The organism is Gordonia soli NBRC 108243 (assembly GCF_000334455.1).
GTDB classification, from domain to species: Bacteria; Actinomycetota; Actinomycetes; order Mycobacteriales; family Mycobacteriaceae; genus Gordonia; species Gordonia soli.
In genome coordinates this window covers 15,207-30,271 of sequence record NZ_BANX01000024.1, presented here as the reverse complement: position 1 = coordinate 30,271, position 15,065 = coordinate 15,207, and the positions used below count along the sequence as shown (strand labels likewise).

Here is a 15,065-nt window from a genome sequence, read left to right as displayed (position 1 = left end):
ACCGGTTCATTCTATCGCGATTGAACCCGCGATCAGCAGGCAATATTTCCGTGCCTCGACCTCGGGTGATCAGACGCCGAGCAGGCGGATGGTCTGTCGGGTGCATTGACTGTGAGGGTCGACGAAGGCGTCGTGTCCTTCGCCGGGCACCACGAGCAACTCCGCGTCCTGACCGCGCGCTGCCGCCGCCCGCACGAATCGGCGGCTGGCCTCGACCGGTACGGCGCGGTCCTCCCCCGCGTGCACGGCGACCACGCGTGCGGGAAACGCCGGCTGGTGGGCCGGCGATGCGTCGCGGTATCGGTCGGGGACGTCGGCTCGGCGACCGCCGAGCAGCCCGACCAGCGACGGTCGGTCGCCGGCATCGGGATCGGCAAGGTCGAGTGGCGCAGACTGCGCGACCACGGTGGTGATGGTGCAGGTGTCGGTGCGCGCTCCGAGTCGGGCGGTCGCCCAGACCGCGAGTTGACCGCCGGCGGAATGGCCGATGACGACGACCGATCTCCGGGCCAACCGTTCGGCGATCGGCGACGGGAGTGCGTCGGGGACCGGACCGTCGAGTGCACGGATCGCCGCGACGACGTCTCGTCCGGTGGACGGCCACCCACCACCCGGCTCACCGACACGGCGGTACTCGATGTTCCAGACGACGCATCCACGCGCGGCGAGCAGCCGGGCGATGGCGGTCTCGATGGTCAGCGCGAACTCGGTGGTCCAGTAGCCGCCGTGGACGAGCACGATCAGCGGGACCGTCTCGCCTCCACCCGTCGGATCGGAGCCCCCTTCGTCATCGACGGGATGATAGACGTGACCGAATTGGGAAGGCGCCGAACCATAGTGCACTTTCACGCGATGGACGCGACCGCTCATCGCCGAACCCAGCGGTCGGTGAGGGCGCCGATGGCTCCCAGTGCGACTACTGCCGCCGCCGAGGTCCGGAGCACCTCGGGACCGAGTACGACCGGCTGCGCACCGAGCGCGACGAGATCGGCGATCTCGGCGTCGTCGAGGCCGCCTTCGGGCCCGACGACCAGCAAGATCTCCGGGAGCCCGGCCAGTGGGATGTCGCGAAGCGGCTCTGCGGCCTCCTCGTGCAGGAGGAGGACCCTGCCTCCGCCGGCCAGGACGTCGGCGGCCCGGGCCCGGACGTCGGTGGTGCTCGCCAGCTCGGTGATCTCGGGAATCCACGATCGCCGACTCTGCTTTGCCGCCGCTGCGGCGACGGAGCGCCACTTGGCCACCCCTTTGTCGGCTTTGCCCGACCAGCGCGCGACGCACCGCGCCGCCTGCCACGGGACGATACGGTCGGCACCGGCCTCGGTGGCCAGGTCGACCGCGAGTTCCGACCGTTCCGATTTCGGCAGGGCCTGCACCACGGTCACCACCGGACGCGGGCGGTCGGTGAAGACGAAGGTCCGGACGCGTCCGCGCAGTCGGTCCTTGCCCTCGACCGCGACGACCTCGCATTCAGCGCGTGCGCCACGACCGTCGGAGACGACGACGGCCTCCCCGACCTTGAGTCGGGTGACGGTCACCGCGTGTCTGCCCTCGGGGCCGTCGATGACGACATCGGCTCCCGCAGAAGGGACCTGGTCGACCCAGAAGACCGGAGGGCTCATCGGCCGACGCCTGCGCTCAGCGACCGGCGAAAGCGTTGCGCAGACGGGAGAACAGGCCCCCGGGTGCCGTGGCCGCGCTCGTGCTGACGAGTTCGGAGGCGTCGCCGGACACCTCGCGGAATCGCTTGAGCGCGTCGGTCTGCGCGGCGTCGAGTCGCGTCGGGACGGCGACGTCCAGGTGCGCGTGCAAGGTGCCGCGGACGCCGGTGTTCAGGTGCGGCACGCCCTGACCCTTCACCTTCACGACCTGTCCGGGCTGGGTACCGGCGGCGATCGTGATCGTCGCCGAGCCGTCGAGGATGGTGTCGATCGTGAGTTCGGTGCCCAACGCGGCGTCGGCGATGGGGACACGGATGGTGCAGTGCAGATCGTCCTTGTCGCGGACGAAGACGTCGTGCGCGCGTTCGGCGACCTCGACGTAGAGATCGCCCGCGGGGCCGCCACCGGCGCCGACCTCTCCCTGGCCGGCGAGACGGACACGCATGCCGCTCTCCACACCGGCCGGGATGCGCACCGTCATCGTGCGACGCGACCGGACGCGCCCGTCACCACCGCACTTACGGCACGGATCCGGGATGATGTCGCCGGTGCCGTGGCACGTCGGGCATTCACGCACGGTCATCACCTGACCGAGGAACGAGCGCTGCACCGCCTGGATCTCACCGGCGCCCTTGCACGTGTCGCACGTGGTGGGCTTCGAGTCGCCGTTCGTGCCCGCACCGTGGCACAGATCGCACAGGATGGCGGTGTCGACCGTGATCTCCTTGGCCACCCCCGCGGCGCACTCCTCGAGATCGAGTTCCATCGCGACCAGCGCCGGCTCGCCGGGCTGCACCCGACTCTTGGGTCCGCGACCGGAACCGAATCCACCGCCACCGAAACCGCCTCCGTTGCCGAAGAAGGCCTCGAAGACGTCACCGAGACCGCCGCTCCCGAAGCCGCCGCCGCCGAAGCCACCGGCACCCGCGCCGGCCAGGGGATCCCCGCCCGCGTCGACGATGCGTCGCTTCTCCGGATCGGTGAGCACCTCGTAGGCGGTGCTCACCTCCTTGAACTTCTCCTCTTCACCCGGGTTGACGTCCGGGTGGAGTTCACGTGCCTTCTTGCGATAGGCGCGTTTGATCTCCTGGTCGGTCGCCCCTTGGGCGACGCCCAGGATTCCGTAGTAGTCACGTGCCACGGTTGTCTCGGTCCTTCGTCTCACCAGTCGTCACCGGCAGCGCCGGTGGTTCGCATCGGTCGGGTGTTCGGCGATCTCCGCCGTCTGCGGCAGGGTTCCGATCGCACCGCGCGGATGCAGCGTTCAGCGTTCGGCCAGCACTTCGCCGACATATTTGGCAACGGCCGCCACGGAGGCGATTGTTCCCGGGTAGTCCATACGGGTGGGCCCGACCACACCGACGCCCCCGAACACGGTGCCCGATGCACCGTACCCCGTGGACACCACCGACGTTCCACGGAGGTTCTCGGTCTGCGTCTCCTCGCCGATCTGGACGGTCACCCGTCCCATACGCTGCGTCGTCGCGAGCAACTTGAGCACGACCACCTGCTCCTCGAGTGCCTCGAGGACGGTGTCCATACCGCCGAGGACCGGCGCGAAGTCGGCCGCCGACCGGGTCAGGTTCGACGTCCCACCCAGCACCAGTCGGTCGTCACCCCGCTCGACCAGTGTCTCGACCAGGACCGTCGCGACGTTGACCACGGCTCCGCGGATGTCTGCCGGCGTCCCGTTGGCGACCTCGGCCACCGCGGCGGAGGCCGCTTCGAGCCGCTGACCGTGCAGTGCCGCGGAGAACATGTCGCGGATCCGGCTGAGGTCGTCGTCGTCGACATCCTCCGAGAGAACCACCATCCTCTGCTCGACCCTGCCGTTGTCGGTGATGACGACCAGGAGCAGCCGCGACGGCGAGAGCGAGACCACCTCGAGGTGACGGACCGTGGCGGTCGAGAGCACCGGATACTGGATGACCGCGACCTGTCGCGTCAGCTGCGCGAGCAGCCGCACCGACCGACGCAGGACGTCGTCGAGATCGACTCCGGAGTCCAGGACCGACAGGATCGCGCGGCGCTCGGCACCCGACAGCGGTTTGATCTCGCTGATCCGGTCGACGAACATCCGGTATCCCTTGTCGGTGGGGATGCGTCCGGAGCTGGTGTGCGGCTGGGCGATGTATCCCTCGGCCTCGAGGACCGCCATGTCGTTGCGGACCGTCGCACTGGAGACCCCGAGCTGATGGCGCTCGACCAGCGCTTTGGAACCGATGGGCTCCTGGGTGTCGACGAAATCCGTGACGATGGCACGCAGGATCTCGAACCGTCGGTCATCGGTACTCGACACGCGACACTCCTCCCAGTACCCGGCGACTGCCATACAGTAGGTGTCGTCCATCTTACGAAACCGCCGTGCGCAGAAGCGGGAGGCGAGCGTCCAGGCACGCCCCGAGCCCGCCGACCGACCTCGGCGCAGCTATCAGGAAGTCATCGGGGAATGATCTTCAAGGGCGTCCGGGACGGCAAACCGTATCCGGACCACGGCTTGTCCGCTCGGGGCTGGGCCAAGATTCCGCCACGCCAGTTCCGGCTCGACGAACTGACCACCGTGACCACCGTGCTCGCCCTCGACCGCCTGCTCAGTGAGGACTCCACCTTCTACGGCGACCTGTTCTCGCACGTGGTGCGGTGGCAGGGCGAGATCTACCTGGAAGACGGGCTCCACCGTGCCGTGCGTTCGGCGCTGCGGAACCGGCACATCATCCATGCCCGGATGCTGGACCTCGACGCCCTGGACCTCGACGACCCGGCGGCATCGCTCGACGATCAGCTGGACACGGCGGAGATCCCGACACCTGCGAGGCCCGCGGTCACCGGGCCAACCCGCCGGCCGGCTCGCTCGACCGGCTGGACCCCGCCGCCCGGTCCGCCGAGCGGCTCACAGCCGCGCGTGTGGTGAACACGGACGATCCTCGGTACCGACGCAGGGCGTGACCGCCGCCGCGCGGGAGGTCAGCCCCAGAGGATGTCGCGCACCACACCGTCGGCGAGCAACCGTCCCCGGTCGGTGAGCACCAGGCGTTCGTCATCCACACGCCGGAGCAGTCCGTCGGTGACCAGGCGGGCGGCACGGCGGCGTTCGGCCGAGTCCAGATCGGCATCCGCCAATCCCGAGGCACAGCGCGCGGTCAACATCACGCGTTCGGTGTGGGACTCGTCACCATCGGGTACCTCGTGACCGTTCACCGGCAGCTCGCGGACGGCCAGCGAATCGGCGTAGCGCGCCGGATGTTTGTGGTTCCACCACCGCACACCGTTCACATGCGAGTGGGCTCCGGGCCCCACCCCCCACCAATCGTGGCTGTACCAGTAGCCGAGGTTGTGCCGACACCAGGACTCCGGTTCCGGGCGAGACCAATTGGAGACCTCGTACCAGCGCAGACCCGCCTCGGTCAGCCGATCGTCGATGATCTGATAGCGCCGCGCGAGGACGTCGTCGTCGGGTGCGGGCAGCTCACCACGTCGGATGCGCCGGGCGAGCGCGGTCCCGTCCTCGACGATCAGCGCGTATGCCGACACGTGGTCGACCGGTGCGCCCAGGATCGCGTCGAGCGTCGCGTGCAGATCCGCGTCGGTCTCCCCCGGTGTGCCGTAGATCATGTCCAGGTTCACGTGGTCGAAGCCCGCCGCGGCAGCCTCGCGAGCAGCGGCAGCCGCCCGTCCAGGGGTGTGCGTGCGGTCGAGGACGGCCAGGACATGTGCTGCCGCGGACTGCATCCCGAGTGAGACGCGGGTGAAACCCGCAGCACGGATGCCGGCGAAGAACTCCGGATCGGTGCTCTCCGGATTCGACTCGGTGGTGGTCTCGGCGTCGGCCGTCAACTCGAACCGCTCCCGGATGTCGTCCAACAGACCACCCAGTCCGGACGCGCCGAGCAACGACGGGGTGCCGCCACCGACGAAGATCGTCGAGACGGGACGTCGCGGACTCATCAGCTCGGCCGCGAGGTCCAGTTCGGCACGGACGGCGGTGCGCCACGACTCGGGCGACGAACTGCTGCCCAGCTCCCCTGCCGTGTACGTGTTGAAGTCGCAGTATCCGCAGCGTGTGGCACAGAAAGGCACGTGTACGTAGAGCCCGAGGGGCGTGGTCGGGTCGACCGACGACAGGCCGTCGCGGAGGTCGGCGGACAGCGCCGTACCCGGTCGGGACGACGTGTCGGGGGCTGCAGAACTCACCCGACCATTGTGCGCCGACCATCGGGCGCCGGGAATATCGGCCATCCCGAGGCCCTTGGAACTGGAACGAGGTCACCATCGGCCTCTTTGCATCACCGTGATGCAAAATAACCCCTAGTAGACTCCGCGAGGAAGCACGTGGCACTATGGACACCGTGATTTTCCCCGGGGTGTGGCTGGCCGCTCGCCGCCACATCGATCTCAAGCGCGTCAACAGCGCATTCTGTCGTCCGTAGACGACGTACTGGCCCCGAGACAGTTCCCGCTGCCTTCTTCGCGGGGATGCCGGCACGTGATTCAGCCCAACCGTGCAAGTGCCCGGCGCTTCCATGCGCCGACTCAGGAGATTTCATGACGTCGACGACTGACGCGATCAGCACCGCCGAGTCCGGCGGCGAGCCCACTCGGCCCGCCCGCGCACGCGGTGGCGCCGCGAACGGCGACCGACCGGCCCGTACCGCCCGCCCGCGCCCGACCAAGCGTCGCGCCGAGGGCCAGTGGAAGCTCGGCTACCGCGAGCCACTGACCCCCAACGAGCAGGTCAAGAAGGACGACAACCCGCTCAACGTCCGGGCCCGGGTCGAGAACATCTATTCCAAACGCGGGTTCGACTCCATCGACAAGCAGGACCTCCGCGGTCGGCTGCGCTGGTGGGGCCTGTACACCCAGCGCGCCAAGGGATTCGACGGCACCTTCACCGGTGACGACAACATCGACATCCTGGAGGACAACCACTTCATGATGCGGGTGCGTTGCGACGCAGGCGATCTCAACGTCGCCCGGCTGCGCACCATCGGCCAGATCTCGACCGAGTTCGGCCGCGACACCGCAGACCTCTCCGACCGCGAGAACGTCCAGTACCACTGGATCAAGATCGAGGACGTCCCGACGATCTGGGAACGTCTCGAGTCCGTGGGCCTCAAGACCACCGAGGCCTGCGGCGACTGCCCGCGCGTCGTGCTCGGTTCGCCGCTCGCCGGCGAGGCGGTGGACGAGGTGCTGGACCCCACACCGGCAATCGACGAGATCGTGCGCCGGTACATCGGCGACCCGCAGTACTCGAATCTGCCGCGCAAGTTCAAGACGGCGATCTCCGGTCTGCAGGACGTCTCCCACGAGACCAACGACGTCGCCTTCATCGGCGTCGAGCACCCCGAGCACGGCCCCGGCCTCGACCTGTGGGTCGGCGGCGGCCTGTCCACCAACCCGATGCTCGCTCAACGCGTCGGTGCCTGGATCCCGCTCGACGAGGTCCCCGACGTCTGGGAGGGCGTTGTCGCCATCTTCCGCGACTACGGATACCGCCGCCTCCGCGCCAAGGCACGCCTGAAGTTCTTGATCAAGGACTGGGGCATCGAGAAGTTCCGCCAGGTGCTCGAGGACGAGTACCTGGGCCGCAAGCTGATCGACGGACCCGCTCCGGTACCGCTGACCGCGCCCCGCGACCACGTCGGCGTCCAGCGCCTCAAGAACGGTAAGAACTCGGTCGGTTTCGCGGCGATCGCCGGACGCGTCTCGGGCACGATCCTGACCGCTGTCGCCGATGCCGCCGAGCGCGTCGGCTCCGACCGAATCCGCTTCACGCCCTACCAGAAGCTCGTCGTCCTCGACGTCCCCGACGACAAGGTCGAGCAGCTCATCGCCGAGGTCGGCGAGTTGGGCCTGTCGGCTCGTCCGACGAACTGGCGCCGGAACCTGATGGCGTGCAGCGGTATCGAGTTCTGCAAGCTCTCGTTCACCGAGACCCGCAAGCGCTCGCAGCGGCTCGTCCCCGAACTCGAGGAGCGGCTGGCCGACATCAACGACGCCCTGGACGTGCCGATCACGGTCAACATCAACGGCTGCCCCAATTCGTGCGCACGCTCCCAGATCGCCGACATCGGCTTCAAGGGCCAGCTCATCGACGGCGAGGACGGCCGCCCGACCGATGGCTTCCAGGTCCACCTCGGCGGCAGCCTCGGCCAGGACGCCGGGTTCGGCCGGAAGCTGCGTCAGCACAAGGTGAGCGCCACCGAGATCGGCGACTACATCGACCGCGTGGTGCGCAACTTCCTCGACCAGCGCGACGAGGGAGAGCGGTTCGCCCAGTGGGCGGTCCGCGCAGACGAGGAGGCTCTGCGATGACCACTTCCGTCACCTCGACCGGACGCACACACAGCGCCGAGGAACTGCGCGCGATCGCCGAACGCGGCGCCGCGGATCTCGGAGCAGACGCGACTCCCGAGGAACTCCTGCGCTGGACCGCGCAGACCTTCGGCAACAATTTCGTCGTCGCATCGAACATGCAGGATGCCGCGTTGGTCGACCTCGCCGCCACGCACGTCGATTCCGAACTCCTGGACGGCGACAAGCTCAAGATCCTCTTCCTCGACACCGGTTATCACTTCGCCGAGACGATCGGCACGCGCGATGCGGTCGAGTCGATCTACGACGTCGAGATGGTCAACCTGACCCCAGAGCACACCGTCGCAGAGCAAGACGAACTGTTGGGCCGCAACCTCTTCGCCCGCGATCCGGGTGAATGCTGCCGTCTCCGCAAGGTCGTGCCGCTGAAGAGTGGCCTGTCGCGCTTCGACGCCTGGGTGACCGGTATCCGCCGCGTCGAGGCCCCGACCCGTGCCAACGCCCCGTTGATCACCTTCGACGAGGGTTTCGGACTGGTGAAGATCAACCCGATCGCCGCCTGGTCCGACGAGACGATGCAGGACTACATCGACACACACGGTGTCCTGGTCAATCCCCTGGTGGACGAAGGGTATCCGTCGATCGGATGCGCCCCGTGCACCGCGAAGCCCGAACCCGGATCCGATCCGCGCAGCGGCCGTTGGGCCGGCCGAGCCAAGACAGAATGTGGGTTGCACGCATGACCATCACCTCCGACGCCGCCACCCGCGAGATCCCGGTGACCGACGACGAGTTCACCACCCTGGATGCTCTCGAGTCCGAGGCCATCCACATCTTCCGCGAGGTCGCGGGCGAGTTCGAGCGGCCGGTGATCCTGTTCTCCGGCGGCAAGGACTCGACGGTGTTGCTGCATGTCGCCCTGAAGGCCTTCTGGCCTGCGCCACTGCCGTTCTCGCTCCTGCACGTCGACACCGGTCACAACCTCACCGAGGTACTCGAGTTCCGAGACCAGGTGATCGAACGGCACGGCCTGCGGCTGCACGTCGCCAGCGTCGAGGACTACCTCGCCGACGGTCGCCTCACAGAGCGTCCCGACGGCGTCCGCAACCCGCTGCAGACCATCCCGCTGCTCGATGCGATCACCGAGAACCGCTTCGACGCGGTGTTCGGCGGCGGCCGGCGCGACGAGGAGCGCTCGCGCGCCAAGGAACGGATCTTCTCGCTGCGCAACGCCTTCGGCCAATGGGACCCGAAACGCCAGCGACCGGAACTGTGGAACCTGTACAACGGTCGGCACGCGCCGGGCGAGCACGTCCGGGTGTTCCCGCTGTCGAACTGGACCGAGCTCGACATCTGGCGCTACATCGCCCGCGAGCAGGTCATCCTGCCGTCGATCTACTACGCCCACGAGCGCGATGTCTTCCAGCGCGACGGCATGTGGATGACCCCCGGGGTCTGGGGTGGACCGCGCGACGGCGAGACCCTCGAGCGTCGCTGGGTGCGGTATCGGACCGTCGGTGACGGCAGCTCGACCGGCGCCGTCCTGTCCGAGGCCCGTGACAACGACGCTGTTCTCGACGAGGTCGCGGCGTCCCGGCTCACCGAGCGTGGCGCCACCCGCGGCGACGACCGAGTGTCCGAGGCCGCGATGGAAGACCGCAAGCGCGAAGGATACTTCTGATGACGCACGCCCCTGACCTCCTGCGAATCGCCACGGCGGGCAGCGTCGACGACGGCAAGTCCACTCTCGTCGGACGTCTGCTCTACGACACGAAATCGGTTCTCGCCGACCAGATCGACGCGGTCACCAAGGCATCGGTCGATCGCGGCCTCGACGGGCCCGATCTCTCGCTGCTCGTCGACGGACTGCGCGCGGAGCGCGAGCAGGGCATCACCATCGATGTCGCGTACCGCTACTTCGCCACGCCCACACGGTCGTTCGTGCTCGCCGACACCCCAGGGCACGTCCAGTACACGCGAAACACGGTGTCCGGGGCATCGACCGCGCAGTTGGTCATCCTGCTGGTCGACGCCCGCAACGGCGTGGTGGCACAGACCCGCAGGCACGCCGCGGTGATGGCGCTGCTGGGCGTTCCGCAACTCGTGCTCGCGGTCAACAAGATCGACCTCGTCGACGACGCCGAGACGGCGTTCCGTCAGATCTCCGCAGACTTCGTCGAGTTGACGCGCTCACTCGGATGGTCGGCCGACCAGGTCATCTCGATCCCGGTCTCGGCACTGCACGGCGACAACATCGCCAGCCGGTCCGAGGGCACCCCGTTCTACGACGGGCCCGCACTCATCGAGCATCTCGAAACGGTCCCCAACGTCACCGACCCCCGTCCGGTCGGACTCCGGTTCCCGGTCCAGTACGTGATCCGCCCGCGCACACCCGAGTTCCCGGACTATCGCGGCTACGCGGGTCAGATCTCCGCCGGCCGTGTGTCGGTGGGCGACGAGGTGGTCGTGCTCCCGTCGGGAACCCGCACCACGATCAGCAAGATCGACACCGCGGACGGCGATCTGGAGACCGCACATACCGGTCGGAGTGTCACCCTCTTGCTGGCCGACGATGTCGACGTGTCGCGCGGCGACGTCATCGCGGCGGCGGTCGACGCCCCCGAACCCACCCAGCAGTTCACCGCGACGGTGTGCTGGCTCGCAGAGAAGCCGCTTCGCCCCGGTGCCCGCCTGCTCCTCAAGCACGGCACGCGCACCACGCAAGCCATCATCGGGTCGCTCGATGTGCTGTTCGACGAGCAGGGCCTGTCGCTGGTCGATGCACCGGAGTCGGTGGAGCTCAACCAGATCGGCCGGATCTCCGTGCAGACCGCCGAGCCGATCGCGGCCGACGACTACCAGACCAATCGCGAGTCGGGCAGCTTCCTGCTCATCGACCCGCAGGGTGGCAACACCCTGGGCGCCGGACTCGTCGGCGACGCTCTGGCCGAGCTGCACCTGAACGCGTCGCCGGCCCCGGTCTGATGCACACCCCCGGCTTCGGGGACGGACCGACGCTGGTCCTGGCCGCGCACGGCAGCCGCGACCCGCGCTTCGCTGCCACCACCGAGCGCGTCGCGGCAGCGGTTCGCGCCCGACTGCGTGGGATCACCGTCCGTCCCGCGTACCTGGACCTGAACTCCCCCACCGTGGGCGATGTCATCGCCGAGACGGCCGGCGACCAGGTCGTCGTGCCGTTGCTCTTCGCAGACGGCTATCACAGCAGCGTGGACCTGCCCTCGATCATCACCGAGCGGCGTCTGCCGGGCGCGCGGGTGACCCAGAGCCCCGTGATCGGAACCCATCCCCTGGCCTCGGCACTCGCCGACCGGCTGCACTCGGCCGGTCTCCGCGACGACGACGGCGTGATCCTGTGTGCGGTGGGGTCATCCAACCCGGCGGCCGACGACCATGTCCGCCGACGGGCTCGTGAACTCACACATCTCGTTGGCCGACCGGTCGTGACCGTGTTCGCGACGCGACTGGGTGAGAATGCGGCTGCGGTCGCCGGTGCGGTGGAGCACCTCAGGGGACGCGGAGCCGCTCGGATCGCGCTGTCCCCGTACTTCCTGTCGGCCGGGTTGCTCATCGAGCGCATGGAACGTGCGCTGGACGTCATCGCGCCAGGGGCGCTGGTGGCCGCTCCGTTGGGGGCTCACCCGGACGTGGTGACCGCGATCGTCGGCCATTACCTCCGCTCCGTCGGGCCCGGCGTCGCAGCCACCGTCGGGGCGTCGCTCACGGTTCGCTGATCCGGTCCCGGGATCCGGAGTGGTCACGAACGCGGCGTGAGCGAGACTCCGCGACAATAATCGTCGCGGCCTCGCGCTCACGCCGCGGCGCGAACCACAGGCGACGACATCTCCCCTACGGTCACTCGTCGCCAGACGAACCGGCGCCGAACACGACCCGCAGAATGCCTGGGTCGCCGCGCAGCTCACCGACCGCGATGGCCTGCTCGACGCCCATCCCACCTGCTGCGAGGGCGACGACGACCTCTGGCGCGGCGACGAACACGGTGTCCGGCACGTCGGAACTGACGAACGCATCGGGGCCGTTCTCGTCGACACGCAGCACCATGACGAACCCGTCGGTCTCGATTCCGAGCTCGACCGGAGGTGACGCGGTCGCGCCGCGCAAGAGGGCGGGCAACGCGAGGGTGAGCCACCGCGGCCGGAACGCATCATCCCCTTGCCCGGACGCGAGCAGCGGCGCCCCCCAGCGACCGAGCGATTCCATCGGTTCCCGTAGCCCCTGACCCCACGATGTCAGCGCGTAGGCCACCCCCGTGTCCTCGAGACGTCGTTCGACGATCCCGTTCGCCTCCATCGTTCGCAGACGATCGGCGAGCAGATTCGTCGCGATCCCGTGCAGCGAGTTCTTGAGGTCGGTGTACCGCATCGGCCCGGGAAGCAACTCGCGCACGATGAGCAGCGTCCACCGTTCGCCCACCATGTCGAGGGAGCGGGCGAGCGCACAGAACTGCCCGTAACTGCGCGACCCCTTCGGGTTTTGATTGACTTTCTCCATCGCAGTTGATTCTATCAACCAGAACACCGTCGAGGCGAGACCCAGGGGGTTCCAGTGGAGCTGAACATCGATTGGTTGGCCGTGGTGATCGCGATCGTGGTCGGGATGGCCGTCGCATGGGTCTGGTACAGCGATTGGGGCCTGGTCGGCAGCACCTGGCGACGACTGACCGGGGTGACCGCAGACGACTCGGCGCGAGGCGGCAAGGCGCCCTTCGTGATCCTGGTGGCATCGATCGTGGTCACCGCGATCGCCCTCGCCGCAGCCAGTTCCGTCGCGGAAGGCTTCTTCGAAACCGACTCCCTGTGGCTCGCAGTGGGAGTCGGAGCGGCCGCGTGGTTGGGGTTCTCTCTGACAACTCTGGCGCAGCACAATGGATTCGAGCTGAAGCCAGCCGCGCTGACCGCGATCAACTCGGCCTACCAGCTCGTGCTGTTCGTCGGAATGACCGTTCCCATCGGGTTGCTGCAGTAGCATTCTCCCGACCCGCGACGCCGGTGACTGCCGCGGCGATACTGCCGACCGGCGCGAACATGCCAGGGCCCCGTGGTCGGAGATCGACCACGGGGCCCTGACTGTTCTCGTTCTCGGTCGCCTCAGTCGGCGACCAGTTCCGGCACCTTCGTCGCGCGCGCGAAGACGTCCTCGCCAGGACTCAGGTTGAGCGCGTTCGCGTCTCCGCGGGTGACCTGGGCGTGGAACTCCTCACCGGTCGTCGCCGCGACGAGCTCGACCCGCGTCTCGAAGCCGAGGTTCACCACACGGACGACGCGCGCCTTGATCACACCTGTGTCCAGCGATGTGTCGGCGGCCGGCAACGCCAACTCCGGATTGCGTCCGATGCGGATGTCGTGCGGCCGCACCAGTTCTCCGTTGACCCGCACCGTCGAACCGAGGAACGATGCGACGAAGACGTTCGCCGGACGATCGTAGAGCTCGTCGGGTGCGCCGACCTGCTCGATGCGTCCCTTGTTGAGCACCGCGATCCGATCGCTGACGTCGAGGGCCTCCTGCTGGTCGTGGGTGACCAGCACGGTGGTGACGTTGACGTCCTCGTGCAGGCGCCGCAACCACTTCCGGAGATCCTCACGGACCTTGGCGTCGAGCGCACCGAACGGTTCGTCGAGGAGCAGGACCTGGGGGTCGACGGCGAGCGCGCGGGCGAGCGCCATGCGCTGACGCTGACCACCCGACAGCTGCGCCGGGAAGCGCCGCTGGAACCCGGTGAGCCCCACGATCTCCAGCAGCTCGTCGACCTTCTTGTCGATCTCCGGCTTGGGTCGCTTACGGATCTTCAGGCCGAAGGCGACGTTGTCGCGAACCGACAGGTGCTTGAACGCGGCGTAGTGCTGGAACACGAACCCGATGTCCCGCTTCTGTGGCGAGAGGCCCGTGACGTTGCCGCCGTTGATGACCACCGTGCCCGAGTCGAGGGAGTCGAGTCCCGCGATCGCACGGAGCAGGGTGGACTTCCCCGATCCCGACGGACCGAGCAGCGAGGTCAACGACCCGGCCGGGATGTCGATGGAGACGTCGTCGAGTGCCGCGAAGTCGCCGTAGCGCTTGTTGGCGCCGATCACCGAGATGGACATGTCACACGCCTTCCGTGTCGATGCCGATGGCTCGGCTGTCGTTGTGGGGGTCGCGGCGGACCCGAACCTCTTGAGTTGCGTCGACCGCGGCCGGTCCGTGCGGGACCGCGAGGGCAGGCTCGACCACTTCGTCCTCGGAGGTGTAGGTGGTACTGGCCTCCGCGAGGCGGCTACGGGCCCGACGCTCGATGAGCGTCATCGCGACGAGCACCACGATCGCGACGAACATCAGCAGCGTCGCCGCTGCGTAGGCGCCGAACTCGTTGTAGTCGTCGGTGTAGCGCGAATGCACCAGCAGCGTCAGGGTCTGCGATATGCCCGGGAAGTTCGACGACACCATCGTGACCGCGCCGTACTCACCGAGGGCTCGCGCGATGGTGAGGACGATGCCGTAGGTCAGGCCCCAGCGGATGGCGGGCAACGTGATCCGGCCGAAGGTCTGCCAGCCGTTGGCGCCGAGGGTGGCAGCGGCCTGCTCCTGCTCGGTGCCGATCTCGTGCAGGACCGGCTCCACTTCGCGGACCACGAACGGCAGGGTCACGAAGATCGTGGCGAGCACCAGCCCGGGGAATCCGAAGATCACCTTGAACCCGAGACTCTCCACACCGCCGAACCAACCGCCGTAGCCCCACAGCAGGATCAGGGCGACACCGGCGACCACCGGCGACACCGCGAACGGAAGGTCGACGACGGCTTGCAGGAATCCCTTGCCCGGGAACTTTCCTCGGACCAGCGCGAGTGCTGTGACGATGCCGAAGATGACGTTCAACGGGACGACGATCACCACGATGAGAAGGCTCAGTTGCAGCGCGGAGATGGCTGCTGGGGTGGTGATCCACTCCCAGAACTGGCCGAAACCGTGCTGGAAGGATCGCCAGAAGATGAGCCCGACCGGTACCACGAGAAGGACGAACAAGTAGATCAGCGCGACGGCCCGCAGACCATAGCGGGTGAACGGTGACAGCTTCAT

At 68.1% G+C, this 15,065-nt stretch carries 15 protein-coding genes; 7 read left to right on the top strand and 8 right to left on the bottom strand.

The window, feature by feature from the left end; translation table 11 throughout:
- Positions 1 to 69: 69 nt before the first annotated feature.
- The 4 genes from GS4_RS16060 to hrcA all read right to left on the bottom strand — a co-directional run bounded on the left by GS4_RS16060 (position 70) and on the right by hrcA (position 3,957).
- Positions 70 to 870, bottom strand: a complete 801-nt coding sequence (locus tag GS4_RS16060; RefSeq protein ID WP_007622406.1) for an alpha/beta hydrolase family protein — start codon at positions 868 to 870, stop codon at positions 70 to 72.
- Positions 867 to 1,619, bottom strand: a complete 753-nt coding sequence (locus tag GS4_RS16055) for a 16S rRNA (uracil(1498)-N(3))-methyltransferase (RefSeq protein WP_007622405.1) — start codon at positions 1,617 to 1,619, stop codon at positions 867 to 869. Before GS4_RS16055 ends, GS4_RS16060 begins: the two co-directional genes overlap by 4 nt.
- Before the next feature lie 16 nt (positions 1,620 to 1,635).
- Complete coding sequence (gene dnaJ, locus GS4_RS16050; RefSeq protein WP_007622404.1) at positions 1,636 to 2,799, bottom strand: molecular chaperone DnaJ; 1,164 nt, start codon at positions 2,797 to 2,799, stop codon at positions 1,636 to 1,638.
- A 123-nt stretch (positions 2,800 to 2,922) separates the two neighbouring features.
- Positions 2,923 to 3,957 (bottom strand): heat-inducible transcriptional repressor HrcA, encoded by a 1,035-nt coding sequence (gene hrcA / locus GS4_RS16045; protein WP_040510807.1) that lies wholly within the window; start codon positions 3,955 to 3,957, stop codon positions 2,923 to 2,925.
- A gap of 150 nt (positions 3,958 to 4,107) precedes the next feature.
- Here hrcA and GS4_RS16040 point away from each other — a divergent pair, with 150 nt between their 5' ends.
- Positions 4,108 to 4,569 (top strand): type II toxin-antitoxin system VapB family antitoxin, encoded by a 462-nt coding sequence (locus tag GS4_RS16040; protein WP_007622400.1) that lies wholly within the window; start codon positions 4,108 to 4,110, stop codon positions 4,567 to 4,569.
- A 53-nt stretch (positions 4,570 to 4,622) separates the two neighbouring features.
- Here the strand turns inward: GS4_RS16040 and hemW are convergent, their stop codons facing one another.
- On the bottom strand, positions 4,623 to 5,849 hold the full coding sequence (gene hemW / locus GS4_RS16035) for a radical SAM family heme chaperone HemW (protein WP_007622398.1): 1,227 nt from the start codon (positions 5,847 to 5,849) through the stop codon (positions 4,623 to 4,625).
- A 351-nt stretch (positions 5,850 to 6,200) separates the two neighbouring features.
- Between hemW and GS4_RS16030 the strand changes: the two genes are divergently transcribed.
- Genes GS4_RS16030 through GS4_RS16010 form a run of 5 tightly spaced genes read left to right on the top strand, consistent with a single transcriptional unit; the run spans position 6,201 to position 11,725 of the window.
- A complete protein-coding gene (locus GS4_RS16030; protein WP_007622393.1) occupies positions 6,201 to 7,973 on the top strand; it encodes a nitrite/sulfite reductase in 1,773 nt (590 codons plus the stop codon).
- Positions 7,970 to 8,716 carry a phosphoadenylyl-sulfate reductase gene (locus GS4_RS16025; RefSeq protein WP_007622391.1) on the top strand — a complete coding sequence of 249 codons (747 nt, stop codon included), beginning with the start codon at positions 7,970 to 7,972 and terminating at the stop codon, positions 8,714 to 8,716. The genes GS4_RS16030 and GS4_RS16025 overlap by 4 nt, the downstream gene beginning before the upstream one ends.
- Entirely contained in the window at positions 8,698 to 9,654 is a 957-nt protein-coding gene (cysD, locus tag GS4_RS16020; protein ID WP_007622390.1) for a sulfate adenylyltransferase subunit CysD, read from the top strand. The genes GS4_RS16025 and cysD overlap by 19 nt, the downstream gene beginning before the upstream one ends.
- Positions 9,654 to 10,958 (top strand): sulfate adenylyltransferase subunit 1, encoded by a 1,305-nt coding sequence (locus GS4_RS16015; protein ID WP_007622389.1) that lies wholly within the window; start codon positions 9,654 to 9,656, stop codon positions 10,956 to 10,958. Before cysD ends, GS4_RS16015 begins: the two co-directional genes overlap by 1 nt.
- Positions 10,958 to 11,725, top strand: coding sequence for a sirohydrochlorin chelatase (locus tag GS4_RS16010; RefSeq protein ID WP_007622387.1), 768 nt, complete (start codon positions 10,958 to 10,960; stop codon positions 11,723 to 11,725). Before GS4_RS16015 ends, GS4_RS16010 begins: the two co-directional genes overlap by 1 nt.
- Positions 11,726 to 11,846: 121 nt before the next feature.
- Here GS4_RS16010 and GS4_RS16005 read toward each other — a convergent pair whose 3' ends face one another.
- Positions 11,847 to 12,503, bottom strand: coding sequence for a winged helix-turn-helix transcriptional regulator (locus GS4_RS16005; protein WP_007622385.1), 657 nt, complete (start codon positions 12,501 to 12,503; stop codon positions 11,847 to 11,849).
- Between the two features lie 54 nt (positions 12,504 to 12,557).
- Here GS4_RS16005 and GS4_RS16000 point away from each other — a divergent pair, with 54 nt between their 5' ends.
- Positions 12,558 to 12,977, top strand: a complete 420-nt coding sequence (locus GS4_RS16000) for a DUF1761 domain-containing protein (protein WP_007622383.1) — start codon at positions 12,558 to 12,560, stop codon at positions 12,975 to 12,977.
- Positions 12,978 to 13,099: 122 nt separating this feature from the next.
- Here the strand turns inward: GS4_RS16000 and GS4_RS15995 are convergent, their stop codons facing one another.
- Together GS4_RS15995 and cysW are read right to left on the bottom strand one after the other, a co-directional pair.
- Entirely contained in the window at positions 13,100 to 14,095 is a 996-nt protein-coding gene (locus tag GS4_RS15995; protein ID WP_007622381.1) for a sulfate/molybdate ABC transporter ATP-binding protein, read from the bottom strand.
- A gap of 1 nt (position 14,096) precedes the next feature.
- Positions 14,097 to 15,065 (bottom strand): sulfate ABC transporter permease subunit CysW, encoded by a 969-nt coding sequence (gene cysW, locus GS4_RS15990; RefSeq protein ID WP_007622379.1) that lies wholly within the window; start codon positions 15,063 to 15,065, stop codon positions 14,097 to 14,099.

Coding starts and splice junctions, on each gene's coding strand:
- GS4_RS16040 (WP_007622400.1), top strand. CDS start 4,108: ATGATCTTCAAGGGCGTCCGGGACGGCAAACCGTATCCGGACCACGGC.
- GS4_RS15995 (WP_007622381.1), bottom strand. CDS start 14,095: ATGTCCATCTCGGTGATCGGCGCCAACAAGCGCTACGGCGACTTCGCG.
- GS4_RS16060 (WP_007622406.1), bottom strand. CDS start 870: ATGAGCGGTCGCGTCCATCGCGTGAAAGTGCACTATGGTTCGGCGCCT.
- cysW (WP_007622379.1), bottom strand. CDS start 15,065: ATGAAGCTGTCACCGTTCACCCGCTATGGTCTGCGGGCCGTCGCGCTG.
- GS4_RS16055 (WP_007622405.1), bottom strand. CDS start 1,619: ATGAGCCCTCCGGTCTTCTGGGTCGACCAGGTCCCTTCTGCGGGAGCC.
- GS4_RS16025 (WP_007622391.1), top strand. CDS start 7,970: ATGACCACTTCCGTCACCTCGACCGGACGCACACACAGCGCCGAGGAA.
- cysD (WP_007622390.1), top strand. CDS start 8,698: ATGTGGGTTGCACGCATGACCATCACCTCCGACGCCGCCACCCGCGAG.
- GS4_RS16030 (WP_007622393.1), top strand. CDS start 6,201: ATGACGTCGACGACTGACGCGATCAGCACCGCCGAGTCCGGCGGCGAG.
- GS4_RS16010 (WP_007622387.1), top strand. CDS start 10,958: ATGCACACCCCCGGCTTCGGGGACGGACCGACGCTGGTCCTGGCCGCG.
- GS4_RS16015 (WP_007622389.1), top strand. CDS start 9,654: ATGACGCACGCCCCTGACCTCCTGCGAATCGCCACGGCGGGCAGCGTC.
- GS4_RS16005 (WP_007622385.1), bottom strand. CDS start 12,503: ATGGAGAAAGTCAATCAAAACCCGAAGGGGTCGCGCAGTTACGGGCAG.